This window comes from Paenibacillus castaneae (genome assembly GCF_002884445.1).
GTDB classification, from domain to species: Bacteria; Bacillota; Bacilli; order Paenibacillales; family Paenibacillaceae; genus Pristimantibacillus; species Pristimantibacillus castaneae.
The window spans coordinates 4530310-4557169 of sequence record NZ_KZ614144.1 but is presented as its reverse complement, the minus strand read 5'-3'; the positions used below and the strand labels follow the sequence as shown (position 1 = coordinate 4557169).

General features: G+C 48.3%; 19 protein-coding genes, 1 tRNA gene and 1 pseudogene. 20 read left to right on the top strand and 1 reads right to left on the bottom strand.

The window, feature by feature from the left end; genetic code table 11:
• The first annotated feature begins 34 nt into the window (after positions 1–34).
• From CEF13_RS20465 to CEF13_RS20395, 14 genes are all read left to right on the top strand, one after another.
• On the top strand, positions 35–1141 hold the full coding sequence (locus CEF13_RS20465) for a Gfo/Idh/MocA family protein (RefSeq protein WP_102713481.1): 1107 nt from the start codon (positions 35–37) through the stop codon (positions 1139–1141).
• A 105-nt stretch (positions 1142–1246) separates the two neighbouring features.
• The gene (locus CEF13_RS20460) at positions 1247–2050 is read left to right on the top strand and encodes a sugar phosphate isomerase/epimerase family protein (protein WP_102713479.1); all 804 of its coding nucleotides are present in this window, start codon (positions 1247–1249) and stop codon (positions 2048–2050) included.
• Positions 2051–2083: 33 nt separating this feature from the next.
• Positions 2084–3478, top strand: coding sequence for a sulfatase family protein (locus CEF13_RS20455; protein WP_102713477.1), 1395 nt, complete (start codon positions 2084–2086; stop codon positions 3476–3478).
• On the top strand, positions 3475–4479 hold the full coding sequence (locus tag CEF13_RS20450) for a Gfo/Idh/MocA family protein (protein WP_102713475.1): 1005 nt from the start codon (positions 3475–3477) through the stop codon (positions 4477–4479). The genes CEF13_RS20455 and CEF13_RS20450 overlap by 4 nt, the downstream gene beginning before the upstream one ends.
• Positions 4476–5063 carry an adenylyl-sulfate kinase gene (gene cysC / locus CEF13_RS20445; RefSeq protein WP_342352597.1) on the top strand — a complete coding sequence of 196 codons (588 nt, stop codon included), beginning with the start codon at positions 4476–4478 and terminating at the stop codon, positions 5061–5063. The genes CEF13_RS20450 and cysC overlap by 4 nt, the downstream gene beginning before the upstream one ends.
• 55 nt (positions 5064–5118) lie before the next feature.
• Positions 5119–6546: a sulfatase family protein gene (locus tag CEF13_RS20440; RefSeq protein ID WP_102713471.1), complete on the top strand. Its 1428-nt coding sequence runs from the start codon at positions 5119–5121 to the stop codon at positions 6544–6546.
• A 46-nt stretch (positions 6547–6592) separates the two neighbouring features.
• Positions 6593–7537 (top strand): AraC family transcriptional regulator, encoded by a 945-nt coding sequence (locus CEF13_RS20435; RefSeq protein WP_102713469.1) that lies wholly within the window; start codon positions 6593–6595, stop codon positions 7535–7537.
• Positions 7506–8933 (top strand): sulfatase-like hydrolase/transferase, encoded by a 1428-nt coding sequence (locus CEF13_RS20430; protein WP_102713467.1) that lies wholly within the window; start codon positions 7506–7508, stop codon positions 8931–8933. The genes CEF13_RS20435 and CEF13_RS20430 overlap by 32 nt, the downstream gene beginning before the upstream one ends.
• 126 nt (positions 8934–9059) lie before the next feature.
• The gene (locus tag CEF13_RS20425) at positions 9060–10106 is read left to right on the top strand and encodes a LacI family DNA-binding transcriptional regulator (protein WP_146022743.1); all 1047 of its coding nucleotides are present in this window, start codon (positions 9060–9062) and stop codon (positions 10104–10106) included.
• Between the two features lie 285 nt (positions 10107–10391).
• Entirely contained in the window at positions 10392–12146 is a 1755-nt protein-coding gene (locus tag CEF13_RS20420) for a glycoside hydrolase family 35 protein (protein ID WP_102713463.1), read from the top strand.
• A 57-nt stretch (positions 12147–12203) separates the two neighbouring features.
• A complete protein-coding gene (locus tag CEF13_RS20415) occupies positions 12204–13475 on the top strand; it encodes a Gfo/Idh/MocA family protein (RefSeq protein ID WP_102713461.1) in 1272 nt (423 codons plus the stop codon).
• 431 nt (positions 13476–13906) lie between these two features.
• Positions 13907–14608, top strand: coding sequence for an RNA polymerase sporulation sigma factor SigK (gene sigK / locus CEF13_RS20405; RefSeq protein WP_102713457.1), 702 nt, complete (start codon positions 13907–13909; stop codon positions 14606–14608).
• A gap of 189 nt (positions 14609–14797) precedes the next feature.
• A tRNA-Ala gene (locus CEF13_RS20400) sits at positions 14798–14871 on the top strand.
• Positions 14872–15014: 143 nt separating this feature from the next.
• Positions 15015–15458 carry a hypothetical protein gene (locus tag CEF13_RS20395; protein WP_102713455.1) on the top strand — a complete coding sequence of 148 codons (444 nt, stop codon included), beginning with the start codon at positions 15015–15017 and terminating at the stop codon, positions 15456–15458.
• 539 nt (positions 15459–15997) lie between these two features.
• On the opposite strand, the pseudogene CEF13_RS29750 reads toward CEF13_RS20395, so the two are convergent.
• A pseudogene (locus CEF13_RS29750) lies at positions 15998–16383 on the bottom strand (AAA family ATPase); the annotation flags it as partial.
• A gap of 153 nt (positions 16384–16536) precedes the next feature.
• On the opposite strand from CEF13_RS29750, the gene CEF13_RS20380 reads away from it, so the two are divergent.
• The 6 genes from CEF13_RS20380 (at position 16537) to CEF13_RS20355 (ending at position 26323) form a co-directional block, all read left to right on the top strand.
• Complete coding sequence (locus tag CEF13_RS20380; protein WP_483406842.1) at positions 16537–19206, top strand: winged helix-turn-helix domain-containing protein; 2670 nt, start codon at positions 16537–16539, stop codon at positions 19204–19206.
• Positions 19207–19382: 176 nt separating this feature from the next.
• The gene (locus CEF13_RS20375) at positions 19383–20351 is read left to right on the top strand and encodes an NAD(P)-dependent alcohol dehydrogenase (RefSeq protein ID WP_102713451.1); all 969 of its coding nucleotides are present in this window, start codon (positions 19383–19385) and stop codon (positions 20349–20351) included.
• Positions 20352–20434: 83 nt separating this feature from the next.
• Entirely contained in the window at positions 20435–20983 is a 549-nt protein-coding gene (gene sigK, locus CEF13_RS20370; RefSeq protein WP_102713449.1) for an RNA polymerase sporulation sigma factor SigK, read from the top strand.
• A 558-nt stretch (positions 20984–21541) separates the two neighbouring features.
• Entirely contained in the window at positions 21542–22882 is a 1341-nt protein-coding gene (locus tag CEF13_RS20365; RefSeq protein ID WP_244917107.1) for an ABC transporter substrate-binding protein, read from the top strand.
• A 31-nt stretch (positions 22883–22913) separates the two neighbouring features.
• Positions 22914–24698 carry a cache domain-containing sensor histidine kinase gene (locus CEF13_RS20360; RefSeq protein ID WP_102713447.1) on the top strand — a complete coding sequence of 595 codons (1785 nt, stop codon included), beginning with the start codon at positions 22914–22916 and terminating at the stop codon, positions 24696–24698.
• A 5-nt stretch (positions 24699–24703) separates the two neighbouring features.
• On the top strand, positions 24704–26323 hold the full coding sequence (locus tag CEF13_RS20355; protein WP_102713445.1) for a response regulator transcription factor: 1620 nt from the start codon (positions 24704–24706) through the stop codon (positions 26321–26323).
• The last annotated feature ends 537 nt before the right edge of the window (positions 26324–26860 follow it).

The window sequence follows — 26860 nt, the reverse complement described above, 5'->3', positions numbered from 1 at the left end:
ATTATCCAATTCAGAGGACGAAAGGACGTTGAACATGGCGGTCAAAATCGGAATCGTAGGCATGAATGGCATCGGCAACAACCATGCGAACTGCTACAAGGAGGATGAATTGGCTGATGTCGTTGCGGTATGCGACGTCATCAAGGAGCGCGCCGACGCGGCTGCGGAGAAGTACGGTGTAAAGGCTTACTATACGCTCAGGGACATGATTGAGAACGAGCCCGACCTTCAGGTCGTCGATGTGACGACAGGCGGCATCGACAACGGCAGCTGGCATTTTGAACCGGCGATGGAAGCGATGTCTTACGGAAAGCATGTGCTGGTGGAGAAGCCGCTGTGCAATGATGTGCGTGAAGGTCGCCAGCTGGTGGCTTTTGCTGAGAAGCAGAAAGTGTATCTGGGCTGCAATCTGAACCATTACTTTACGCAGCCGGCGGAGAAGGCGAAGCAATATATGGATAGCGGCGAGGTGGGTGAACTTATTTACTGTCTGGCCAAAATGGGTTTTAACGGCGGCGAGCTCAACTACGCTCTTGCTAACTCGGACAAAATCAAAGGCCATCCCTACTTTCATATGCGGGCGTTTCTGACTCACCCATTCAGTGTCATGCGCCATTTCTGCGGTGATATCACGCATATCCAGACGTTCTCCGACCGCCCTGGCTTCCGGCGCAGCGCAGGCGATGTTATGGTGTCCATCAACAGCATCCATATGAAGTTCGCAAACGGTGCCGTTGGCTATCTATTGAGTCAACGCGGCGATGCAGTCTACGGATTAGGCGGCTGGTGGAGTCTGGAGGTCGCAGGCTCGAAGGGTACATTCACAATTGAAAACTGCGTCGAGAAAGTGTCGTTCTGGAAAGCGGACAAAGGCATTCCGGCCATCAGCGTTCAGACTGAGCCTGAAGTGACGGATTTCGGTACGAATGATTTCAACCGGACGTTCAACAATCGGCTGCACGCGTTTCTGGAGGATGTTGACAACAAAGTGTCTCCGGATGCGCTGCGCGCCAGCGGACGCGATGCGCTTGCTGTTCTGGAGTATGTGCATGCGGTGCAGGAGTCGTACGAACGGGGTGGCGAGGTCGTTCGGCCGCAGCCGCTGCCGCCGCTGCACGGCGATCCGTTTTATCTGAAATAAAGATTGTTCAATGACGTTATGCTCTGTCACTGCTTCCGATTCCTTAGCAAGGATCGTAGACACTTATACATGCTTTACTAATCCATTATTTAGGGGGACTCATACATGATTAAATTGGGTGTCAATTCCGTACTGTTCAAAGAGTTCGACTTTGCCGCAGCGGCGAAGCATATTGCGGCATGTGGCTACGACGGAATAGAGATCGCCGCAATCCAGGGGATGTGTGAGCATCTGGATCTCAGCCGCTGGAAGCAGCAGAAGAGCGAGCTGCAGGCGATCGTGCAGGAGCACGGACTGACGTTTCTCTCGACTGAGGTTGCGTCGCTCAATGAGGAACGGCTGCTGCCGGCGTTCGAGGCTGCCGCTGAAATCGGTATTCCGATCGTCAACGTTGGTCCTGGCGGGAAGCTGGGTGTCGAAGAAGACCTACAGGCATCGATTGATATGCTTGCGCGGATGGCGGAAAGAGCTGCTTCGTTTGGCATAACGCTCTGCGTGAAGGCACATGTCGGTAACGCCATCCACAATACGCCGACCACGCTGCGGGCGATGGAGGCCATCGCTTCCCCGGCGTTCGGCATCGACATGGACCCGAGCCATATCCACCGTGCCGGCGAAAATGCGGAGAAGGCGCTGCCCGCTGTACTTAGTCGCGTGAAGCATGTTCATATCCGTGACTGCAGAGGACGCGAGCAGGGACCGGGACCGATTAACCTGCAGGCATGCGGACGCGGTGATATCGATCTATACGGCTATTGCAAGGCAATGGTGGACGGAGGCTACGAAGGACCGGTCGTCGTTGAAGTCATCGGCTCTGCACCGGAGTATACGCTTGCGGATGTATCCATTGTAGCTGCTGAGTCATACGGCTACCTGAATGCGGTGCTTAAGCAGCTGAACGCGCGATAAAAGCATATTTTCATCTAAAAGGAGGATTTCAATATGGCCAATAAGAAACCGAATATTTTACTGTTCGGCATAGATAGTCTTCGTAGGGATCATATGAGTTCGTACGGCTATTCAAAGCTGACAACCCCGCATCTTGATAAAATTGCTGCTCAGGGCGTTCTGTACGAGAAGCATTTCAGCCCGGGCATTCCGACAACGCCGGCATACGCATCGATGCTGACAGGCATGGACGTGTTCGGCACCGACGTTGTAGCGCTGCGCCATGAAGGTCCGCTTGGCAGCCATGTTAAGACGCTGCCGGAGGTTCTCGCGGAGAACGGCTATAACACGACATGCGTAGGCTTCACGGGCAATCCGTCGTCACGCGGTTTCCAAACGTATCTCGATTATGAGTCTTGGGTTCCCGACGAGTCGGGACGCACGCCCAAGGCACAAAACCTGAACGACGTCGCAATTCCGGAGCTGGAGCGGCTGGCGGCGGACGATAAGCCCTTCCTGTTGTTCATGCGACATATGGATCCGCATTCGCCTTATTTGCCGCCTGTGCCGTTCGAGCGGATGTTCTACGGCAAGGACGAGAAGGACCCAGCGAATGATTCCATGGAGCCGGTTTACGATTTCAAGCCATTCGCCGACTTTCTGAAGTCGTGGATTCCGGAAGGCGTCACCGATGAAGCCTATGTCAGCGCGCAATATGATGGCGCAATCGCTTATATGGACGCTTGTATTCAAAGCATATTCGAGAAGCTGGCCTCGCTAGGCTTAGAGGAGGAGACGCTTGTCGTTATCACGTCGGATCACGGCGAGACGCTGTATGAGCACGACTGTTATTTTGATCATCACGGCCTATACGACTGTACGCTTGTTGTGCCGCTTATCATTAAATTCCCCGGACATTTGCCAGCGGGAACACGGAATCAGAATGTGTCGGTCATCTCGGATATTATGCCGACGCTGCTGGACTTGATTGGCATCGACAGCGGCATTTCCTTCAACGGCCGCAACCTGACGGAGCAGGTAGCGAGCGAGGAAACAGACCGGATCAGCGAGCTGTATTTGACGGAATGCACGTGGATGCGCAAGCATGGCTGGCGTACACCGGAATGGAAGCTGATCCGCGCGCTTGAGCCGGATTTCCACTTTAAGCCGGAGGTAGAGTTGTACAATCTGATCTCAGATCCGGAGGAGAACAACAACGTGGCAGAGCAAGAGCCAGAAGTCGTTGCGCTGCTGACGAAGCGGATGGAGGAGCATATCGCGAGACGCGAAGAGCAGACGGGCCGTACGAATCCTATTTATACGAACCTGAACTGGCATGGCAAGGGTGAGACGTTCACCTCATCCAAGCAGGCGTACGAGTCACTGCATATCGGCAGCATTGTCAGTGCACGCTCCCTCCAAGCCAAGGAGGAGGCGGCATCCAAATGATTCGGGTTGCGGTCGTAGGGGTCAACCATATCGGAAAAATACACTGTCGCGCCTATCGGGAGCATCCAGACACGGAGCTTGCAGCGGTCTGCGATCTGATGCCGGAACGCGCGGAGGCGGCAGGTGTTGAACATGGCGTTCCCGCCTATACCGACCTCAGGGAACTGCTAGTTAAAGAACAGATCGATGTAGTAGCGGTTGCTACGGCGGGTGTGGAGAAGGGCAGCCATCATTTCGAACCTGCGATGATCGCGATCGAAGCAGGCAAGGACGTCCTAGTGGAGAAGCCGATCTCCAACCGAATTGAGGAAGCAAGGACGCTTGTAGCAGCCGCTCGGGAACGGGGCGTCCGGCTTGCTTGTAATTTAAATCATCGCTTTACGCCGGCTGCTTACAAAGCGAAAGAATTAATGGAAGCGGGCAAGCTAGGCTCCCTTCTATTTCTTAACATGCGGCTAACCATTCAGAATCCGCAGGAGGATACGGAGTGGCTGCATATGCGTGCTCTGCATCCCCACTCCATCGATGTGATGCGGTATTTTGCCGGTGATATAAAGCGGGTACAGGCGTTCATGACCAAGGCGCCGGGCCGTCAGAGCTGGTCAACTGCGTCCGTCAATTTGGAGTTTGCATCCGGTGCGGTCGGTCACTTGACCGGCAGCTACGACATGTCGATGCGCCATCCGATCGAATATTGCGAGGTGGCTGGTAACGAAGGCCGGTTTATCATCGACAACGTGTACGAAAGCATGACCTATTATCCACATCAATCCGACGAGCTTCTCGTTGTCCGCAACTCGCTGTTTGGTGGGATGCAGGGCTTCAATGATACGTTTACACATCGGATCAATCGATTCATTGGGCAGATCAAGGCAGGCGATGCGCCGGAATTGATCGAGGCGTCAGGAGCGGATGCGCTTGCCGCACAGGAAGTTATAGAAGCCGCGATTCGTTCGCAGCAGTCCGGCGGTATGCCCGTTGACGTACCCGCGAACGGATAAGCGAAAGAACTAGGGAAGAGGAGACGATCAGCATGGACAGACAACACGGTTCGGTTATATGGTTCATGGGATTGTCGGGAGCAGGCAAGACGACGACTGCCCGGCATGTAGCGGCGGAGTTGCTTAAGGAAGGGAGGCACGTGGAGCTGCTGGATGGCGACGAGCTTAGAGAGACAATCTGCAAAGGGCTTGGCTTCTCACGTGAGGATCGAATGGAGAATATCAAACGGATCGTCTACGTGGCTAAGCTTCTCTCGCGCAATGGCGTGGATGTGCTCGTCTCCGCCATTACACCCTACCAGGAAATGCGCGACTACGCCCGGTCACAGCTGCCCGGGTTCGTAGAAATTTACGTACAGTGCCCGCTTAGCGAGTGCGAGCGCCGTGACGTGAAGGGCTTGTATGCCAAGGCGAGAAACGGCAACTTGCACCATTTTACCGGCGTTTCGGATCCGTTCGAGGTGCCGCAGTTCCCCGACATCACAATTGAAACGGTTTCTGCTTCGCTGCAGGATAATGCAGACACAGTAATTGGCTGGCTGCATGCCAATTTGCGGTTCATGCACGCAGCACAGAGAGCATAGCTTGAGAGGCAATTGATGACCGGACCACCGGACATACCGAAGGAGACGGCATACAATGAAAATCATACTCATATCGCTTGATACGCTTCGCGCCTCAAGGTTAAGCGGATACGGCTATTCGAAGCCTACGAGCCCATATTTGGATCGGATCGCCGAGCAGGGTGTGCTGTTCGAGCGCGCTTATGCCGCCGATATTCCGACCGAAGTGGCGCATACTGGCATTTTTACCGGCAAAGTGGGGCTTACGACAGGGATTGTCTCCCACGGTTCAGAGCTGACACATTTGCCCAAATCGACCCCGTGGCTGCCGAACCTGCTGCGTGGGGCCGGCTTCACGACGTCGGCGGTGGACAATTTGTACCAGCTTAAGGAATGGTTTGCGCGCGGTTACCGTTACTATACGAACAGCGTAGGCGGCGATCGCTGGATCGACGGTCGGATCGTCAATGATCTGGCATTGCCATGGCTGACGGAGCACAAGGATGAATCATTCTTTTTGTTCCTTCATTATTGGGACGCTCATACGCCTTATTTGCCACCGGAATCGTATATTCCGGAATTTTATGAAGCGGGACGAGATCCGTATGATCCGGACAACCGTAGCATGGAGCCGGCTTACAACCATCCCGCCTACCCATTCTTCAAGCACCACCATTATGATCTGGTCGGGCCGGTAACCGACAGCGCCTACTACGACGCGCTGTACGACGCAGAAATTCGCTATCTTGATGATCGACTGAAGGAACTCGACGGTCATCTGGAGAAGTTAGGTATTAAAGAAGATACGCTGCTGATTTTGTTCGGCGATCATGGTGAAAGTCTGACGGAGCACGACATCTACTGGGATCATTGCGGCTTGTACGAGCCGACCGTCCATGTGCCGATAATTATGCGGTGGCCGGGACGTATTCCTGCGGGACGCAGGGTGCAGGGCCTCGTGCAGCAGGTGGACATTATGCCGACAGTACTGGAAGCGATACGCAGTGAAAAGCCTGGTGGCGTCGACCTTTCGAAGGTTGCAGACCCGCCCGCAATGGACGGCCGTAGTTTATGGCCTTCTATCCGCAGTGAGACGGAAGGTACGCATGACGTCGTCTACCTGAGTGAATGCGCCTGGCAGGCGGCGCGCGGCATACGAACGAACCGCTACAAGTTTATTCGCACGTACGACGCGGGTCCTTTTATAAGACCGCCAAGAGAGCTGTATGATCTGGAAGCTGATCCAGAAGAAATGGTTAACCTCGCGGAGCGGGAGCCGGAGCTCGCTGATCAGCTGGAACGGCAGCTGGATAGTTGGGTGGAGGCGAAGCTGGACGGCCGTGAGGATCCGAAGGACCGGCAGCTCCGCGAGGCGGGACTTCCGTTCCGCAGGCGCATTGAGCAGATTCTGGCGGAATCGGGGATGACGTGGGACGAATGGTTTCAAGATCCGCGTCGTGAGCGATTCGATCTGGCGACGGATGAGCGGCATGTCCAAGCATAGTCTATTGATCCGATTACGATGCAAGGATGACGTGAGGGGATGAAGGATGGAACGAATACTGGGAAGCAATACGTACATGAAGGATGAATTTCCGTTCTGGATCAATCGGACGGTGCAAGCTTCTGTCGCTGAACACGGCCACGAGTTTATTGAGCTTGTATTCGTGGTGCAAGGACAGGGTGTCCACATCTTCCAAGGCAACCATTACAACATTCATGCGGGCGACGTGTTTATTATCAATCCAGGTGAGACACATGCTTATTTCGTAGAGGCTGGCGAGCATATGGAAATCGTTAATTGCTTGTTCATGCCGTCCTTTATTCCCGATGCGTTGCTTCAGGAGCTGGAAATTACGGCATCGATGGATTATTTCTACGTGCATCCCTTCCTGAAGCAGGATGTCCGCTTCAACCATTACCTGAATCTGAACGGCCAAGAGGCGTCGTCCGTGCTAGCGCTGCTGGAGAGCATGAACCGCGAATTCAGCAGCCGCGGCTCCGGCCACACGACGCTCATCCGCCTGCAGATGGTGGAGCTGCTTATTCTGCTGTCCCGCTATTACGCCAATATGCAAAGTCATCGTATCCATAGATCCCCGCGCCAATCGGAGCGAGTGATGATGGCCAGACGGATTTCCGGTTATCTTGAACGTCATTTCGACAAAAAAATTACGCTTCAGGCGCTGTCCAGCCTGTTTAATGTCAGCACTCGTCAACTGAACCGGTTGGTGCGCGAGGAGTTCGGAAAGAGCGTATTCGATCTGCTGCACGAAATTCGCATTGAACGGGCGAAACGGATGCTGCTGGAGTCCGATGAGAAGGTCATCTATGTTGCGACTATGGTCGGCTACGACGATCCATCATTCTTCAGTCGACTGTTCGTCCGCTATACCGGTTGCTCGCCGCGTGAATACCGGACCGGCTCGCATGGTCAGCGGGAAGGAAAGGAGCGGATAACGAATGCCGGATTCGATGAAAGAGCGGAAGCCTAACGTACTGCTGATCACGGCCGACCAATTGCGAGAAGATTGCGTCGGTTTCAGCGGCAAGTATCCGGTTCGCACACCAAATCTGGACCGTATGTCTGAGCAGGGAGTCTCCTTCCCCCACGCCTACTCAGTGCTGCCGGTCTGTTCGCCTGCCAGGCAGTCACTGCTGCGTGGGAGGAGGCCGGAGACATTCGGCGCCCTATGGAATTATAGCGGTGCTCTGCCTGTGACGGCACTGCCGCCGGAATCCTACACATGGACGCGAACGCTTGCCGAAAGTGGCTATGCGACGGCATATTTGGGCAAATGGGGTGTCAATCCGGTGCACGACCCTACAGCTTATGGTTACGAGTCGTACGTCAGTGAAGCAGATTATCGCGACTTTGTCTCGCAGAAGCACCCGGACGTCCGTTACGAGAACGGTTTCTTCGGCGAAGAGAGCCCGCTGCCTCTGGAAGACGCGGAGACGCATTGGTTCGCCGCGCGTGCGGGCGAGACGCTGGAGCGGCTGCGGGATGACGGGCGGCCCTGGCATCTAGCGCTGCACTTCAGCGAACCCCATTTGCCCTGCCGACCTTCGGTTCTATTCGCAGGGATGTACGATGCTGCGGACATCCCAGAATGGGCAGGCTTCCGCGAGACATTTGCCGATAAGCCGTATATTCAACGCCAGCAGCTGGAGAGCTGGGGCGTCACCGGTTACGGCTGGCAGGACTGGGCGCCGATCGTTGCCCGTTATTATGCCGTTATTAGTCAACTTGACGATGCGATCGGTCTAGTGATGGGAACGCTGGAGCGGTTAGGCATGGCGGATAATACCATCGTGATCTTTACCGCAGACCACGGCGATATGTGCGGTTCCCACGGCATGATGGATAAACACTACATTATGTATGACGATGTAGTACGAGTGCCGCTCATCATTCGGATGCCGGGTGGCGGGGAAGCAGAATCAGGCTGGCGATGCGAACAGTTCGTCTACAATTTTCTAGATTTGCCGCCTACGATTCTGGAACTTCTCGATTTGCAAACGCGTGATCCTGGGGATCTGCAGGGCCGCTCACTTAGGCCGCTGCTAGCTGGGGAAGAGCCGGCCGATTGGCGGGACGCCGTCGTGTCAACTTATAACGGCCAGCAGTTCGGGTTGTATACGCAGCGGATGATTCGCACGGCAGACTGGAAATACATCTGGAATTTATCGGACGTTGATGAGCTGTACGACATGGTCGGCGACCCTGGCGAACTGGTTAACCTGAGCGGGAAGGCAGAGCACGCAGAACTGCTTGCTGTGCTGAGGAAACGGCTGTACGAGCAGCTGTCCTCGGACGGCGATGCGATCGTCGCCAATGAATGGACACGCCGCCAGCTGCTGCAAGGTGCGAAGCTGGGCAGGATATGAAGAAGACTGCAGAAGATTAACAATCAGATTTTTATTCATCACCATATTGACTCTCGAATAAGAGCATATTACAATCAACATGGAAAGCGTTTGGCGTCAAAATTCAGGAATAAGGAGCACTGTATCTTGCCCACACTCAAAGATATTGCAAATCAGGTCGGTGTTTCCGTTTCTACGGTTTCAAGAGTCATTAATAACGATACGAGCAGGCAAATTAATGCGGAAACAAAAAAAAGAATTTGGGAAGTTGTCGTAGAATTAGGCTATAAGCCGAATGAAGCTGCACGCAATTTGGTTCAAAATAAAAGGGAAGGAGCTAACCCTTCAATGCAGGTAGGCTGCATAGTGATGAAACCGCAGTTTCGAGGGCAGCATCCTTATTTCTCCCCCATTTTATCAGGGTTGAGCAAACAGTTGCAGAATTCTGGCTATACATTAACTTATGTTCACTCTTTGGATGAATTGCAAAGCGAGCAGCAACTGCACAGAGTGGTAACGGAATCACAGCTGGATGGGATGATTGTTATCGGAGAAATTGATTCAGAGATTTTAACCTATATCCGAAAGCACATCCGAGCAGTTGTCGGCATCGATTTAACGGATGGAGACGTTGCTGACATTGCTATTGTGGATTATGACCGGATAGCTGCTGTTCAAGCCGCAATTGAACATTTAATTGCGCAGGGACACCGTGAAATAGGCTTTATCGGAGGCGATACCGGTATCAATGGCAACCCAGAAGATAAGCGATTTATAGGGTTCAAATATGCGATGCATCGCGCCGGATTGGAAGTGAATCCCGACTGGGTAATCGATACCGAGTGGCTGGTTGAGAAGAGCTATAGCGGCATGATCAATGTAATAGATTCACAGTCAAACGATTTGCCGACGGCCATTTTTGCTGCAAGCGACACTCTTGCAATTGCGGCCATGAGAGCGGTCTCGGAGAGAGGACTACGTATTCCTGAAGATATGAGTTTTATCGGTGTAGATAATATCGAATTGTCTGAGTACACGAATCCACCTTTGTCGACAGTAGCAGTTCCGAAATACGAAATTGGGGTTACTTCGGCCAAGATATTAGTTCAATATATAAACGGAACCTTAGATATACCTGTGAAAGTTCAATTACCAGTACAACTGGTCATTCGACAGTCTTCTATGAGTTCATAATTATTTACGGAAATCCGTAGATAATTTTTTTTAGCAGAATGGAAAACGTTTTCCTGTGTTGCCCCAAAGAATGGTGATGGTCAAATATTAAAATCTACATATTGTACTCGATAAGCTGGCTATAAGTCTAGGTAAACGAATCCGTCCCACATAGCATAATTATTTACGGAAATCCGTAGATATTTTTTTAGTAGATTTAGAAAATGCTTTATGTGATGAAGGTCATCGATAACGTTAAATGATATATGCACGAATTTAAATCATAAATAAACGGAGGGTAATACCATGTCTATTTTTGCTGTGGAAGGTAACCAATTTGTTCTTGATGGTGAGCCAATTAGAATTATTTCAGGAGCAATTCATTATTTTCGTGTAGTTCCCGAGTATTGGCGGGATCGTCTGATGAAGTTGAAGGCTTGCGGCTTCAACACGGTTGAAACCTATGTACCGTGGAACCTTCATGAGCCGCGCGAAGGGCAATTCAATTTCAAAGGCATCGCTGACATCGTCAAGTTTATCGAGACAGCAGGTGAACTAGGGCTGCATGTTATCGTTCGCCCGAGTCCGTATATTTGCGCGGAGTGGGAATTCGGCGGAATGCCGGCTTGGCTACTGGCTGATCCCTGTATGCGCTTACGTTGTTTCCACCAGCCATTCCTTGATAAAATTGATGCCTATTTCGACGTTTTGATGCCGATGCTGGTTCCGCTGCTCTGTACGAACGGCGGGCCGATCATCGCCATGCAAATCGAGAACGAGTACGGAAGCTATGGAAATGACACGCAATACCTTGAATATTTAAAAGAGAGCAAGATCATACGAGGCATCGACGTGCTGCTGTTCACTTCCGATGGACCAGGAGACTTTATGCTACAAGGCGGTATGGTACCGGGTGTGTTGGAGACTGTCAATTTTGGTTCACGGCCAGAGGAAGCTTTCGCTGAGCTTCGTATTTACCAGCCTGAAGGCCCAATCATGTGTATGGAATATTGGAACGGTTGGTTCGACCATTGGTTCGAGAAGCATCATACCCGGGATGCCGCCGATGTGGCGAAAGTATTCGACGAAATGCTGGCAATGGATGCATCAGTCAATTTCTATATGTTCCACGGCGGGACGAACTTCGGCTTCTGGAGCGGCGCGAATGACTCCGGCACCTACATGCCCACGGTCACAAGCTACGACTATGATGTAGCGATCAGTGAATCCGGCGATTTGACGGACAAGTTCTATGCCGTACGCGATATCGTGTCCAAATACGTTGATCTCGGTCCACTGGAGCTTCCGGAACCCATCGCGAAGAAAGCTTTCGGACAGGTCAACATGACACAGAAAGCGCTGCTATTCGATTCTCTAGACGAGCTGTCTACGCCGGTACTGAGAACATGCCCGGACCCTATGGAGATGTTGGGACAAAACTACGGCTTCATCTTATACACAACGCGAATTTCGGGACCACGCCAAGAAACCAAGTTGAATTTGCAGAACGTGCATGATCGTGCGCAGATCTTTGTCAACGGTGAGTTTAAAGGCGTAGTGGAGCGCTGGAATAATGACGCGGATCCTATTTCTTTCAGTATCCCGTCTGAAGGAGCACAATTGAGCGTGCTCGTCGAAAATATGGGGCGGACAAACTACGGCCCATATCTGCGTGATGTGAAAGGGATAACCGAAGGAATCCGTTTTGGTGCGCAGTTCCTCTACCATTGGACAATCCACAACCTGCCATTGGAAGATTTATCAAAGCTGGAATATGCCTCATCAGAAACGAAACACGAAGACCAGCCAACATTCTACAAAGGGACGTTCCAAGTGGATGAAACGGCTGATACATTCCTCGAGCTGAAAGGCTGGAACAAAGGTGTGGCGTACATCAACGGATATAACCTTGGTCGGTATTGGGAAACGGTAGGGCCGCAGAAAACATTGTATATCCCGGGCCCTCTCCTCCGAAAAGGAGAAAACGAGCTTGTGCTATTCGAGCTGCACGGTGCCAAAGACCTGGTCGTTACCCTGCGCGAAAGCGCTATTCTCGGGTAGGCTGTATTCGGATGTAAATGTAGATTGACCATTCCAAACGAAGGTAGGAAGAAGAACATGAATCAAATTAAGGCTGTTTTAATCGGAGCGGGAGCCAGAGGGAACAGTTATGCTAAATACGCTCTTGATTATCCGCACGAGCTTGAATTCGTTGCTGTAGCTGAGGCTGACCCGGTGCGCAGAATAAAATTTGCCGAAGAGCACAACATCCCGCTGGAGCGGTGTTATGAATCATGGGAGCCTTTGCTGCAAGAACCGCGCATAGCTGAGGTCGCCATCATTTGTACGCAGGATCAGATGCACTTTGGTCCAACAATGCAGGCATTAAAGCAGAAATATCATGTGATGTTAGAGAAACCGATGTCGCCTTCGCCTGCGGAATGTCTTGAGATGGAGCGGATGGCGGAGGAGCGGGATCGTCAGCTGACAATCTGCCATGTACTAAGATACACATCGTTTTGGAGCAAGATCAAGAAAATCATCCAAGAAGGGCGTATCGGCGAAATCGTATCGATTCAATTAAATGAAAATGTAGGCTATTGGCATATTGCCCACAGCTTTGTGAGGGGAAACTGGAATAATTCCGATACCTCCAGTCCAATGATTCTTTCTAAATCATGCCATGATATGGATGTCCTTTCCTGGCTTATGGATCGTCAATGCCTTCGGGTCAGCTCCTTTGGTTCCCTGAAGCATTTCCATGAAGGAAATGCGCCCGCCGGCTCCACAGAACGCTGCCTAGACTGTGCAGTCGAAGCTACCTGCGTATACTCTGCACCCCGTTTCTATCTAAGTGAACAATTCCGTGGCTGGGCTGGTCATTTTACATCAGAACTGACCAAACCGAATATCATCAAGGGATTACGCGAGACGGACTATGGTCGTTGCGTGTATCGAAGCGACAATAATGTCGTCGACCATCAAGTAGTGAACATGGAATTTGAAGGCGGCGCGACGGCCATGTTCAGCATGAGCGGCTTTACATTCGAGCAGGAGCGCCGAATTCAGATCATGGGTACTCAAGGAGAGTTGCGGGGAGAAGGAGATCAAATCACGTTGTATGATTTTTTAACCCATCAAAAGACGACCACGGAAATTCCTGTTCAGACTAGCGGACATGGCGGGGGCGACAGCGGCATTGTTCGGGATTTCCTGAATCAAGTGCGTGAAAACAACGGTCAAGAAAGTTTGACTTCTGCGGCCGCATCCGTCCGCAGTCATATGATCGCTTTTGCCGCAGAAAGCTCCCGTCTTAATGGAGGACAAGTGATTGAACTGAATGGTTTCATGAACCAGTACTCACCTGCCGGGTCGGTTTCCGGGGAATAATCTCGTTATCTATTGAATAGCCTTTAAGACTTGAGTAGTAACGATAGGTGGCTCCTGAAATCATCAGGAGTCATCTTTTTTAAAGCTAGAGAAAATCCTAAGCGGAATTTAATTTGTTGAAGTTCACCATCGAACATGAACTGTACACGCTTACGAAACTCGCCTTCTTCAAATCGGTTTTTATAATGCTCATCAAACACATTGTATTTTGTGAATGCACGGCTCTCAAGTAGTATTTTGCAAGTTATTTTAAATGGTGTGAGACAAAGAGAAGGAGGACGAAGTATTATGTGAATTCTGTTTTGAATCAGTCGTACATGCACTTCTAGGCAATTACCCACATACACTAAAGAACAGACTTCAGTTTGCTTGGAATTAGCTTCAATTGAGCTAATCGTCTAAGCGAACACATCGTGGGGGTGTACGGTTCTATGCCTGGATTATTCTCAGCAATTGCGCTTTTCATTAAACAGCTTTCGCTGCTCGTCTCTTATGTCAAAAACAACGCTTTTCCCCAGCCTCTTCAAGAGGAGGAGGAAGCGAAGCATTTGCAGTTAATGGCCGAAGGCAATCAGCGTTCCCGTAACCTGCTCATTGAACATAATTTGCGGTTAGTCGCGCACATAGTCAAAAAGTTTGATAATACAGGCGAGGATCTCGAGGACTTAATTAGTATTGGGACAATCGGCTTGATCAAGGCGATTGAGAGCTTCCAGACGGGAAAGGGCACGAAGCTGGCGACTTTCGCAGCTCGCTGTATTGAGAACGAAATACTTATGCACCTGCGGTCATTGAAGAAAACACGTAAAGACGTATCGCTGCATGATCCGATCGGCACGGACAAGGAAGGCAATGAAATTACGTTGATCGATATTCTCGGAACTGAAGCGGATGATATTGTAGATCGGGTGCAGCTGAAGATTGAAAAGAGCAAGATTTATAAAAATCTTGATATATTGGATGACCGTGAGAAGGAAGTTGTGATTGGTCGCTTCGGGCTGGAGCATGGCGGGGATGAGCGGACGCAGCGGGAGATTGCGAAGGAGCTTGGGATTAGTCGGAGCTATGTTTCGCGGATTGAGAAGAGGGCGCTGATGAAGCTTTATCATGAGTTTTATAAGGTGAAGCGGTAGGGATGTACACACGATTTATTCAGTATAAGACCTCAACGCTGACAGCAAAGTTACAAATTGAATAATGGGGTTATAGCGTATCTGGGAGCACACCATGTACTGTTCACACAACCCAAGGAATGAAAAACGAGTAATATGATTTAACTTGGGGCATGGCTCAAGTTGTTGAGTTGGGTCACAACTAAATAAGGGGCTATAGTTTAGGGGGAAAATAGGTCGCTGGCAGCGATCAGTCGGCGGTTCGATTCCGCCTAGCTCCACCACCAAAAATAATCAAAAACGGCAGAAATGCCGTTTTTTTTGTTATACTTATAGAGGGATTTTTAACTCGAAATAATAATTTACTTTTACGTTTACATTCAGGAAAATATTGCAAATTGGCGAATGTGTATGAGGGGGTGATATTATGGTAAATGATGAGAAAGTTCCTCTAGCGAGGGAATTCATAAACAGATTACACAAAATAGATGACCCTGCGGCTATTGTTGTAACAATCCATTTGTTTTGTGAAAATGCTTTAAATCAATTGATGAAACAAAAAAAGAAAACACCTGATAAATACATAACAGAACAATCTGCATTTTTAGTTAAACTTGATTTATGCTATAATATGGGCTTGTTGAATGAACCAATGTTCAATAACTTGGTAAAACTCAATACACTCAGAAATAAATGTGCTCATAAGGTAGATGTTGATTTTGACAAAATCGATCATAACTATTGGATGGGAAATGTTGAAGATAAGATTGGCAGTAATGAAAAGTCCTTTAAAGATAATTTAGTCCTTATTGGTGTTGTGACTTATGGAATCTTACACAACCATTTAGCGGGTATAGGAATTAAATTGTAATATTTGTGATGGTGGCTGGAGTTGTACATTTCATTACAAGTGAGGAAATCGTAATGGAGAGGTTATCAAAAGATAAAATAGAAAGAATTGCTGTTGGTGAAATAAATAGAATGTGCGATCAACCAAGTTCGAAATTATTGGCAAATATAAAAACGGGAGATAAAGTAATTTCTTTCGATGGTGAGATAAGTGTATTTAGTAGTAACAGTGAAACTGTTTCTTCCCTAGTTGAAACAATACCCGTTCAAGTAAAGGGAACACAGGTTAAGAGGTTTTCAATAGATACTCGTCCCTTTTCTATAGAAGTCGACCACTTGAAAAACTACTATAATAGAGAGGGCGTAGTGTTTCTAGTTGTTGAGATAGAAGTTAGTGCCGAACTAGCAATCTCATGTAAGGTTTTTTATAAACAGTTATTAACAAAAGAACTGTATGATTTAATTCAACTTTGTGATAAGAGAAATCAGAAGAATAAGAGAATTGAGCTCAGGTCTCTTGAAGAATCAAGTTTATACATAGTATGTCATAGATTTATCAATGAGAGATATCATCAGACATGGCGAATGGGTTGCTACAATAAATTGACAATCAAATATCTTGCAAACTTATTCATTTGTTCTGCCAGTTGAATCTGGTTAGCAGGTGATAGAGACGTCTCTGGTTCGTCCAGCAGGTAAAGCGCATTCGGAACAAGATACTCATCAAATATTTGCATGGATGTCTCTCCGTTGGAATACTTCTCATTAGCAAACTTCATTATTTCAATTTGTTTGTACATTTGTGACGAAAGCTTTAGCTGTTCCAATTGCTCTTTGGTATACCCCAATTTAGAGTGTTGATAAAGATATCCTTCCCTTAGGACTGCTTCTTGCTGTATTTTCTTAATTTCATATAAGATATCCTCACTTTTGATGTACTGACTGTTATGTGGTACTCGAACAGTTTGATGTAGAAGCTATAATTAACTGAAATGGTGGCTAAGTCAGTCTGTTAAAGGGAAAATCAATTAAACCGTCGAACTTAATAATAGATATTTATACCGCGCCGATTGATAGCGCAGAGCGGTGGTTTGATGCCTATGCCAATTTTATCCACTAAACTTTATATCCCTACTCCTCGTTCTAAAGTCGTCTTACGCCCAAGCCTAATCGAGCATCTGAATGATGGAATGCAACGCAAGTTAACCCTCGTCACTGCTCCCGCTGGCTATGGTAAAACTTCGCTTGTCAGAGAATGGCTCGCTGAGTGCTTGCAACCAGTCGCATGGCTGTCATTGGATAAGGCAGATAACGATCCTGTTCGATTTCTGAAATACTTCATTACTGCTTTACAGACGACTGAGGAGAATATTGGAGCAGGGATGTTAGCTTTGCTTCAATCCTCTCAATCATTACGAGTCGAATCGATAATAACTGCATTGATCAATGAAATAACTGCCATTCCGCACCATATCATACTTGTTCTTGACGATTATCATGTTATTGATTCTAGGCCAATTGACAATGCCATATCCATATTGCTCGAACATATGCCACCAAAGATGCATCTAGTAATTATCACTCGCGAAGATCCTCAACTACCCTTGGCGCGTTTGCGCGTCAGAGATCAATTAATCGAAGTGCGTACACCTGACTTGCGCTTTACTTTCAATGAAGCCGCCGAATTTCTTGGTGAGGTGATGGGACTAAATCTTTCATCCGAAAGCATTACACTGCTTGAATCTCGCACAGAAGGCTGGATCGCCGGACTACAGTTAGCTGCACTTTCCATGAAGGGGCATAAAGATCCCGATAGCTTCATTAAATCTTTCACTGGCAGTCAGCATTATGTACTAGACTATCTGGTTGATGAAGTGCTCCAACAACAATCTGAATATATTCAGACTTTCTTATTGCGTACATCAATCCTCGACCGTTTGTGTGGTCCTCTTTGTGATGCCATTCTTCTTAATGGAGACGTGAAGCCCATCCCCCCATTCTGTTCGGGGCAACAAATCTTGGAGTATCTCGAACGCTCTAACCTATTTATCATCCCGCTGGACGAGGATCGGTGTTGGTACCGCTATCATCATCTTTTTGCTGAATCGCTGCGAAATCGGCTGAACCAGAGTATCAGCTCCGATTTAAATGATAACGTAAGGGGAGTAGCCGACTTACATATACGGGCAAGCGTATGGCATGAGGACCATGGATTGGAGATGGAAGCATTTCACCATGCCGTAGTCGCAAAGGATATTGGTCGTGCTGCTCGTCTTTTAGAAGGAAAAGGGATGCCCTTGCATTTTCGTGGAGAGGTTGTCCCAGTAGTGAAATGGCTGGATTCATTATCATATGAGGAACTCAATGCAAGGCCATCGTTATGGGTGATATATGCCTCTGTGTTATTGATGGTAGGCAAAGTGACATATGTTGAAGAGAAACTTCAAGCAGTTGAGAAAGCCATGAAAGGTGTCAAGCAAGACGTAACGACTAATGATCTTATCGGACATATTGCCTCCATACGTGCCACACTGGCAGTCAGCAATAATCAAGTAGAAGCCATCATCGCGGAGTCACGACGTGCACTGGAATATTTGCACCCAGACAACCTGCCCGTTCGAACTGCCACCCTTTGGACAATGGGATATGCTTACCAACTTCAGGGGGAACGTGAGAAAGCAGGTAAGTTTTACTCTGAGGCATTATCAACCAGTCAGAAGATCGGGCATGTAATGATTACCATTATGGCGTCACTAGGTTTAGGTAACATACAGGAAATGGAAAACCGCCTTTATTCTGCGGCTGAGACCTATCGGGGAGTACTGAATATGACAGGTGACTTACCCTTGTTGGTTGCTTGCGAAGCGCACTTAGGCTTAGCGCGCTTGTATTATGAGTGGAATGACTTGGATGCTGCTATGTTACATGGTCAACAGGGTGTCCATCTAGCAAAACGATTTGAACAAGTGGACAGAGTCGTTTCTGGCGAGGTGTTTCTAGCAAAGCTGAAGCTTACACGTGGAGAGACGAGCGGTGTGACCGCTAGTTTGGCTCAAGCAGATTATTTGGCTCGCCAGTATAGTCTTGAGTTTCTGATACCCAAAATTACTGCTGTACAAATGCTACTGTTACTCCGTGAGGGAAATCTGACTGCAGTAGCATATTTGGCACAGAAGCATGAGCTTCCTATCAGTGCGTCTCAGGTTTATCTCGCACTGGGAGATACGTCCGCAGCACTCGCGGTGCTTGAACCATTACTGAGTCAGGCAGAGGCAAAGCGTTGGGAAGATGAACTCCTCAAGATATTAATTTTACAAGCGGTTTCACTGTATGTGCATGGCGAAAAGGGTAAGGCGGTGCAAATCCTAGTAGACGCTCTGACGAAGGCTGAATCTGGTGGCTTCATTAGGATCTTTGTCGACGTAGGCATGTCGATGTATAGATTGCTATATGAAGCAGCTACTTACGGATATATGCCAGACTATATAGGTAAGTTGCTGGCAGAATTTAAAGTGGAGGAACTGAAAGGTGGAGTCAAATCGGCTCAGTGCTTAGTCCAGTCTGCCAATCTCCTTATCGAGCCATTGAGTGCGCGCGAATTGGAGATATTACACCTCATTGACCAAGGCCTATCGAATCGTGAGATTAGCGAGCGGCTTTTCCTCGCCTTGAGTACGGTTAAAGGGCATAATCGAAATATATTTGGCAAACTGCAGGCCAAAAGTCGAACCGAAGCTATAGTATGTGCCCGTAAGTTAGGTTTGTTGTAATCTTTAGAGCATACACCCTCCAAGCAGTACCACAATAATGCCCATAAACCATACTTTAGTATCTATATCTCAATACCGAGTAGCAGATATACTACTAGCATGTGAAGCAACTGGCTTATACTGGGATATTTGGTCCAGTGATCATGAATGGATCAAATCAATTTAGGAGGGATCTTATGCAAGCGATTGTATTCACCAACTACGGGTCACCGGATGTTCTTCAACTCAAGGAAGTAGAAAAACCTGTTCCCAAGGACAATGAAGTATTGGTAAAAGTATACGCGGCATCCCTAAACCCATTGGATTGGCATTTCATGAGAGGCACGCCCTACATTATGCGCCTAGATACTGGGTTGTTAAGACCAAAGAACAATGGTATGGGAGTAGATGTGGCAGGTCGCATAGAAGCGATAGGAAATAACGTGAAGGAGTTTCAACCGGGAGACGAAGTATTCGGTGTGTGCAATGGAGCCTTTGCCGAGTATGTATGTGCATCCGAAAGGTTTTTAGTAAAGAAACCAGTCAACGTGACATTTGAGCAAGCAGCGGCCGTACCGATAGCGGCATTCACAGCTCTGCAAGGTCTTCGCGATCAAGGATTGATTCAGCCAGGGCAGAAGGTATTGATTAATGGTGCAGCAGGAGGTGTGGGTACCTTCGCTGTTCAGATAGCTAAATCGCTCGGAGCGGAAGTGACAGGCGTGTGCAGCACGAGGAATGTAGCGATGGTTCGATCAATCGGCGCTGATCATGTCATTGATTACACCCAAGAGAACTTCACCCGTTGTAGGAATACTTATGATCTAATCTTCGATGCGGTGGGTAACCGTTCGCTCTTAGTTTGGAGACGAATGCTAAGACCTCAGGGTACCTTCGTTATCGTCGGATCGCAGAGTAAGGGACGTTGGCTTGGAGCATTGGTTCGGCCGCTCAGTGGGCTCCTGATGTCACGGTTCGTAAGCCAAAGTATTAAAATGTTTATGGCGACATGGAGCAAAAAGGATCTGGTAACTATGCATGAACTTCTAGAAACTGGAAAAGTAACGCCGGTTATCGACAGATATTACAATCTGAGTGAAGTAACGGAAGCGATCCGCTATCTTGAAGAGGGACATGCTCAAGGAAAAGTCATAATAACTTGTTAACATAAGTTCAAAGTCTAACCATATTTTCGTAAAAAGACACTCAATCTTCAATACATTTCTTTCAGAGCGCATCACTGGTAGCGATGAGGCCATGTTTGTTTTTTACATCGGGTTGTGTCCACAACGACAAAAAATTTGATAATACAGGCGAGGATCTCGAGGACTTAATTAGTATTGGGACAATCGGCCTGATCAAGGCGATTGAGAGCTTTCAAACTGGTAAAGGCACGAAGCTCGCGACATTTGCAGCACGTTGTATTGAGAACGAAATACTTATGCACCTGCGGTCTTTGAAGAAGACGCGCAAGGACGTTTCGCTGCATGATCCGATCGGCACGGACAAGGAAGGCAATGAAATTACGTTGATCGATATCCTCGGAACTGAAGCGGATGATATTGTAGATCGGGTACAGCTTAAGATTGAAAAGAGCAAGATTTATAAAAATCTTGATATATTGGATGACCGCGAGAAGGAAGTCGTGATCGGCCGCTTCGGGCTGGAGCATGGCGGGGATGAGCGGACACAGCGGGAGATTGCGAAGGAGCTTGGGATTAGTCGGAGCTATGTGTCGAGGATAGAGAAGCGGGCTTTGATGAAGCTTTATCATGAGTTTTATAAAGTGAAGCGTTGAAGGGTAATTATTAGTATTGTTAGAATAAGTCCATTCGAAGACTCAATGGCCACGTTTTCGTTATGTGGCTTTTCTTTATGTGATTTTTACAAATCTGTTGGTTGAAAGAAATAGCAAATCATAACAAAGGTTTGATATGTTTATATGGCTCATAGGCAACGATGATTTGAAATGATCGGAGCTGGAAAAGCTCGAAAACGATGTGTTTATCAAAATCATCGTCGGTGAGCAGCCAGTGGAAGCATTAAATAACAAGGGAAGTTGCTGCGATCGTAGCGGGAAGATAGCTAGGTTATGATTCCAAAATAACAATCGCTAACCGTAGCAACCGGGTATGTCATTTCAAGAAAAGACAGAAGGAGCAGTAGCAATAAGCAGTTGTCTACCAAAACTTCAGCCTCACTATAGAGGGGCTGAAGTTTTTTGTTATTTAACTAGCCAGCAGAGAATATTGAAACTTGAATACAGAGAAAATTATAAGTATTTCTGCCTCCGAATCTGTTATTCTAAAATGATGAAGCGTCGCAGCTAATCTTCATGGGCAAAGGGGAGTTATCCGTGCAAAGGAAAAATCATGCCATTTTTTTTATTATCACGCTTGGAATGATGCTTTTAACGGGTTGTTTGAAGGATGAAGGGAGCTCTTCAAACCGAAACGGACAGCCAGATAAAGCTGTAAACCAAAAAATGGTAACGCTTAATTTTTGGAGAAATTCTGGAAACAAAGCAGAAAATGCCGCTTATGACCAACTGCTGGAAGCCTTCATGTCCAAGCATCCATCGATCAAAATCGTCATGATGCCGTTCCCGTACAGCGATTATGATACGAAGCTTAGGACAGCGGTTGCGGCTGGTAATCCGCCTGATGTTATGGCTATCGATGCTCCGAATCTCGCTTCCTACGCGGAGGCAGGTGCGCTCAGCCCCTTGACCGATGCCTTTCAGAAAGAAGGGCATATCGAGGATATCCCGCAAACGACGATCGACGGCTATACGTATCGGCAGCATATCTATTTGGCGCCTATGACGGAATCATCCATCGCGATGTTTTATAATAAAAAAATGTTCGAATCTGCCGGAATTCCGCTACCCTCACGCGATCCCAATCAGGCGTGGACGTGGGAGCAGGTGCTTGATGCTGCGAAGAAAATTAACGATCCTGCGCACGGCATCTACGGGATCGATCCTGCCCAAGGGTTCCAAAATGCAGGAGCAACTGCTTATTTCAAGTATCCGGTTATATGGCAATTCGGCGGTGATGTTATGAATCCGGAAGGCACCTCGGCGAAGGGCTATTTGGATTCTCCAGAAACGAAGCGGGCTTTGACGTTCTATACGGAGCTGTTCACGAAACACAAGGTAGCGTCCTTTGAGTACCCGGTAGATGCCTTTCCGAACCGCAAGCTTGGCATTACCATCGACGGAACCTGGTCTCTCTCCCACATAGCGGAAAATTTCCCTGACTTTAAGCTGGGCGTTGATTTCGACGTTGCCCCGCTGCCTAAAGAGGCAAGACAAGCCGTTGCCAATGGCAGCTGGGGACTAGGTATCTCGGTGAAGAGCAAGTACCAAGAAGAAGCATGGCTGTTTGTGAACTGGATGACAAGCTATGAGGGCTTGAAGCTGTACACGAGCATTACTAGGGATATTCCGGCGAGATATTCGGTTGCGAAGGAGTTTACGGAGCTGAATGAATACCCGAAAAACATATTCGTCATACAAAATCAGAAATACGGTAGGCCTCGCCCGATTACACCTGTTTTTCCTCAGGTTTCGGAGGCCATTAAAAATTTGTTCGAGGAAGTTGCGCTCGAGAAGCGTAATTTGGATGAGGCCATCCAAGCTGCGATCAACACGATAGACAAGGCATACACCGATTCCGTGGCCATATCAAAATAACCAAGCTTGTAGACAAAGTGGGGGCTGCCCGATGTTTTTCTCACTAAGAAGCCGACTGATGGCGGCTTTCTCTTTATTGCTCATTGTACCCTTTATCACGCTTGTGTTCGTTCTTAGCGAAGAGTCGGCCAAGCTGATTAGACAATCCATAGAAACCTCGACATCGCAGACCATTGAGCAATTCGGGTCTCATGTCAACACCTCGATGACGCAAGTCGAGGAAATCGGCAATCAAGTTATGAGCAACCGCGTAACGCAGCAGTGGATTACGGCTCAAATGAGTCCGGACAGCACGGCAGAGGAGCGTCTTCTTGCCAAGCAGGAGCTTATGGGTTATGTATCCTCCTATTCGATCAACAACTCGAGCGGTATATCGATAGGGGTTTTTTCTGATTTCACGGGCGGGGTATGGACACAGGACCGGACGTATTTGGAACGGGATTGGTACAATCGGTTTCTAGATGGGGATAAACGGTGGACGGAGGCGCATTCCGACCCCGATCAGGCTGACACGATTATGAAAGCCAGATTGGTGAACAGCTTTTTGCTTCCTTTGGTTCAGCTTCAATCGTTTACAAAGTCGGGTTTCGTTAAAATCAATTATCCAACCTCGGTGCTTCGGGATGCGATAGAGAAAATACGCTTCGGCAAGACGGGCCAAGCTTTTTTGCTGACTTCGGATGGAAGCAGCGTGCTCGACCAGAAGCTGCCGGAGAATAGCCTCATGATACTATCAACGGGACTAACAGAAATTAAGGCAGCAAAAACGTATGAAACAAGCGGAGTATTTCCCATTCAAAGAGATGCGGAGACGTATCTACTGTTCTACCGCTATTTCGAGGAGCAGGACTGGTACGTGATCGGGGAGGTGCCAGAGAAGGAGCTGTTCGTCAAAATCGAGCAAATACGGCGTACTATGCTATTTATTAGCTTGATTCTGCTGTTGCTTATTATTCTTATCGCCTATTGGCTCTCATCCGGCATTACAAAGCCGCTTACATCGATGGCCAGGGCAATGAAGCATGTGGAGCGCGGGGAGTTTGCCCAAGCGTTTAGCATCATGCCAAAGGTACGGACCGGACATAGCGAGGTGGGCTATGTGACGAGAGTGTTCGAGAATATGACGACTCGCTTGCGATTTTTAATCGAGACGGAGTTCGAAACGAACCTCAGGCGCAAAAATGCGGAATATAAGGCGCTGCTGCTTCAGATCAATCCTCATTTTTTCAACAATACGTTGGAAATTATTGGAGGTCTCGCTGCCGTGAAAAAAAATGACGTGTTAATGGATGCGACGGAAGCGCTTGGCCAAATGATGCGCTACTCGCTTAATTTAAACAGCGATCTGGTAAAAGTGAAGGAGGAAATGAACTATATCCGCGATTATTTATTCATTCTGCAGCTGAGATACGAGGATCGGCTCCAAGTGGATATAGAAGAGGATTTGGCGGTGAGCTCGCTATTGATTGCCAAATTTATATTACAGCCGATTGTGGAGAATGCTGTTAAATACAGCTTTGAGGAAAGCGGCGTCGCTAGAATCTCGCTTCGTGTCAAACGCGAGCAGGACAGGCTCTGCATGTCCGTGGCCGATAATGGTATCGGCATGGACGCGGATCTCGTTGAGCACCTAATGAAGGAACTGAGCGCTGCCGATTCCATCGATATTTTGAACAGTGGAGGCGACAGCATCGGACTAAGAAACGTACTTTCACGCTGCCGTCTGTACTACGGGGAACAGCTGGAGGTCAGCATAGATTCAACTCGCGGAGAAGGTACGGAAATCCGAATCAGCATTCCCGCAGTTAAGGGGTGAGAGAAGTGTACAGCATAATGATCGTCGATGATGAAGCGGGAGTAAGAAACAGCATAAAAGCAAAAATAGACTGGCAGGCATTCGGATTTCAAATAGTGGCGGAAGCATCGAACGGCGAGGAGGCGCTGGCCTTCCTGAAGCAAAATAGGCTTCCCGAAGTTCTCCTCACGGATATTCGGATGCCGCAGATGGACGGCATCGAACTCATAAATGCGTGCAAGCAATTGTATCCGTTACTCAAGATCGTCGTATTATCCGGATATTCGGATTATACCTATATGCAAGCAGCGATACAGGCCGGAGTAAGGGATTATTTGCTTAAACCGGTTGGACGGCGAGAGCTGGCTGCTCTGCTTGAGAAGCTCGCGGCAGAAGTTGCGGCTCAGCGGACGGATAAGCAGCTACAGCATGCCGAGATGCGGCAAAGAAAGGAGCAACTGCTTGCCTTGCAGGAGCAGATGCTGCTTCGGATGGTGAAAGAGGATTTCTACAGCCTGCTGGTCATAAAGGAACGGTTAGAGCAACTGCAGCTGTCAGCTTTAGTCGATGAGCAGCTTCTGGTCCGTTTCATAACGGTGGAAATGCGCGTGCCTACTGGAAGGCTTGGTGACGAAAGAGGCCATCTGGACTTGCTGCATATGGCATTCCAGATGTTATGCCGGGAAACGGCGAGCACCTTTCCCGGGATATTTCCGTTCTATGATGCTAGCCACCCGTCCATGATGCACTTTCTGGTGCAAGTCCATTCAAATGGAGTGGAAGGCATCGATGCAATGGAGCGTCTGGTTCGCCAAATGAAAACGAACATATACAAGTATTTGAAGCTCGACTCTGTTATCGGTGTAGGAGAAGCGGTTAACGGTATCCGTCAATATAAAAATGGCTATTCTTCGAGCATGCTCTCCTGGAGCCGAAGCACCATCCATGGGACGAACGGAGAGGGCAGCCTGCAGGTGCAGAATTTGATTGCGGCCTTCTCGCCGGAGCTCGAGAGGCAGCTGGTCATATCCGTTGAGAATGGTGATCATAAAGCCTATTCGTCTCTAATCGAGCGGATTATTCCGAGCAGCGTTGAGTTCCCCATGTACTCGTTTACCTTTATCGCATCACGCATCCTGCTTCTTTTTCATTCCATTGCCAAAAAATATGAAGCAGGCGAAGCCGTCCTGCAGAAACGGCTATGGGATTGCCAGATGACAATTGGGGATTTCCATTCCAGGGAACAAATCTTGGATCAGCTGGAGGAGCTTGCGCGCCTCGTGATGATCGAAGCCCTCAAGACACGTACCTCCAGCGGCCAGTCTATCGTCAAAGCCATTCAGAAATACGTAGACGATAACTTCTCCTACGAACTTGCGCTGGCTTCGCTTGCGTCAATGTTTCACCTGAATGAAACGTACCTTTCAGGGCTTTTCAAGCAGCATGTAGGCGTGACGTTCAGTGAATATTTGACGGGGCTCCGGATGAAGAAAGCGGGTGAGCTGCTCGCGCAAAGCGACCTCAAGCTGACGGATATTGCGATGCTTGTCGGGATATCGAGCTCAAGCTACTTTAGCACTTCCTTTAAAAAGTATTACGGCCTCAGCCCTAAGGAATATCGGGAGCAGAACCACTCTAAAGCATAAATAACGGCAACGGTTTGAGGATTCGTAATCTCGGAAAGAATAGCACGTTCTTTTGCCGTTATAGTGTTTTTTGTCTGGCTGCCCCCATGCTGGCGCATCAAGGCTTATTTGCCGATTACGAGCTGAAGATTTTTTTTTGGATTCGGATCGACAGCCTGGATTTGAGTAAAAGGATGTAATACTGAGGATTTAGCTCATTTGATGGCTAAGCTGTTTGAATAACATGAGGAATTCCATTTAATGATAAAGTTCGACAGAGGAATGGCGATGTACAGGGAGAAATTCCAGCTATATCGATACAGACCCGCATTTCGTTTTGCGACACTGGATGCCAATTTTAGAAAGATGACCCGAAATGCCATGGAGGGCACTGAAAAAGTCCATATTTCTTAGTAACAGAATACCTTTCCTCGATTTTTACGAGGAAAGGTATTCTGTTTTGCTGTATAACGGCTGTAATAATTCTAGGTGCTGTCTTGGATGATTTCAAACCAACAAACTCTTAACCTCAGCCCGTATATGGGAATTTACGATATA

Excerpts from the sequence above, each read along its gene's own strand:
- CEF13_RS20375 (WP_102713451.1), top strand. The coding sequence starts at position 19,383 with ATGCAAGCGATTGTATTCACCAACTACGGGTCACCGGATGTTCTTCAA.
- CEF13_RS20380 (WP_483406842.1), top strand. The coding sequence starts at position 16,537 with ATGCCAATTTTATCCACTAAACTTTATATCCCTACTCCTCGTTCTAAA.
- CEF13_RS20360 (WP_102713447.1), top strand. The coding sequence starts at position 22,914 with ATGTTTTTCTCACTAAGAAGCCGACTGATGGCGGCTTTCTCTTTATTG.
- CEF13_RS20440 (WP_102713471.1), top strand. The coding sequence starts at position 5,119 with ATGAAAATCATACTCATATCGCTTGATACGCTTCGCGCCTCAAGGTTA.
- CEF13_RS20460 (WP_102713479.1), top strand. The coding sequence starts at position 1,247 with ATGATTAAATTGGGTGTCAATTCCGTACTGTTCAAAGAGTTCGACTTT.
- sigK (WP_102713449.1), top strand. The coding sequence starts at position 20,435 with ATGAGGCCATGTTTGTTTTTTACATCGGGTTGTGTCCACAACGACAAA.
- CEF13_RS20395 (WP_102713455.1), top strand. The coding sequence starts at position 15,015 with ATGGTAAATGATGAGAAAGTTCCTCTAGCGAGGGAATTCATAAACAGA.
- sigK (WP_102713457.1), top strand. The coding sequence starts at position 13,907 with ATGCCTGGATTATTCTCAGCAATTGCGCTTTTCATTAAACAGCTTTCG.
- CEF13_RS20415 (WP_102713461.1), top strand. The coding sequence starts at position 12,204 with ATGAATCAAATTAAGGCTGTTTTAATCGGAGCGGGAGCCAGAGGGAAC.
- CEF13_RS20420 (WP_102713463.1), top strand. The coding sequence starts at position 10,392 with ATGTCTATTTTTGCTGTGGAAGGTAACCAATTTGTTCTTGATGGTGAG.
- CEF13_RS20450 (WP_102713475.1), top strand. The coding sequence starts at position 3,475 with ATGATTCGGGTTGCGGTCGTAGGGGTCAACCATATCGGAAAAATACAC.
- CEF13_RS20435 (WP_102713469.1), top strand. The coding sequence starts at position 6,593 with ATGGAACGAATACTGGGAAGCAATACGTACATGAAGGATGAATTTCCG.
- CEF13_RS20430 (WP_102713467.1), top strand. The coding sequence starts at position 7,506 with ATGCCGGATTCGATGAAAGAGCGGAAGCCTAACGTACTGCTGATCACG.
- CEF13_RS20465 (WP_102713481.1), top strand. The coding sequence starts at position 35 with ATGGCGGTCAAAATCGGAATCGTAGGCATGAATGGCATCGGCAACAAC.
- CEF13_RS20455 (WP_102713477.1), top strand. The coding sequence starts at position 2,084 with ATGGCCAATAAGAAACCGAATATTTTACTGTTCGGCATAGATAGTCTT.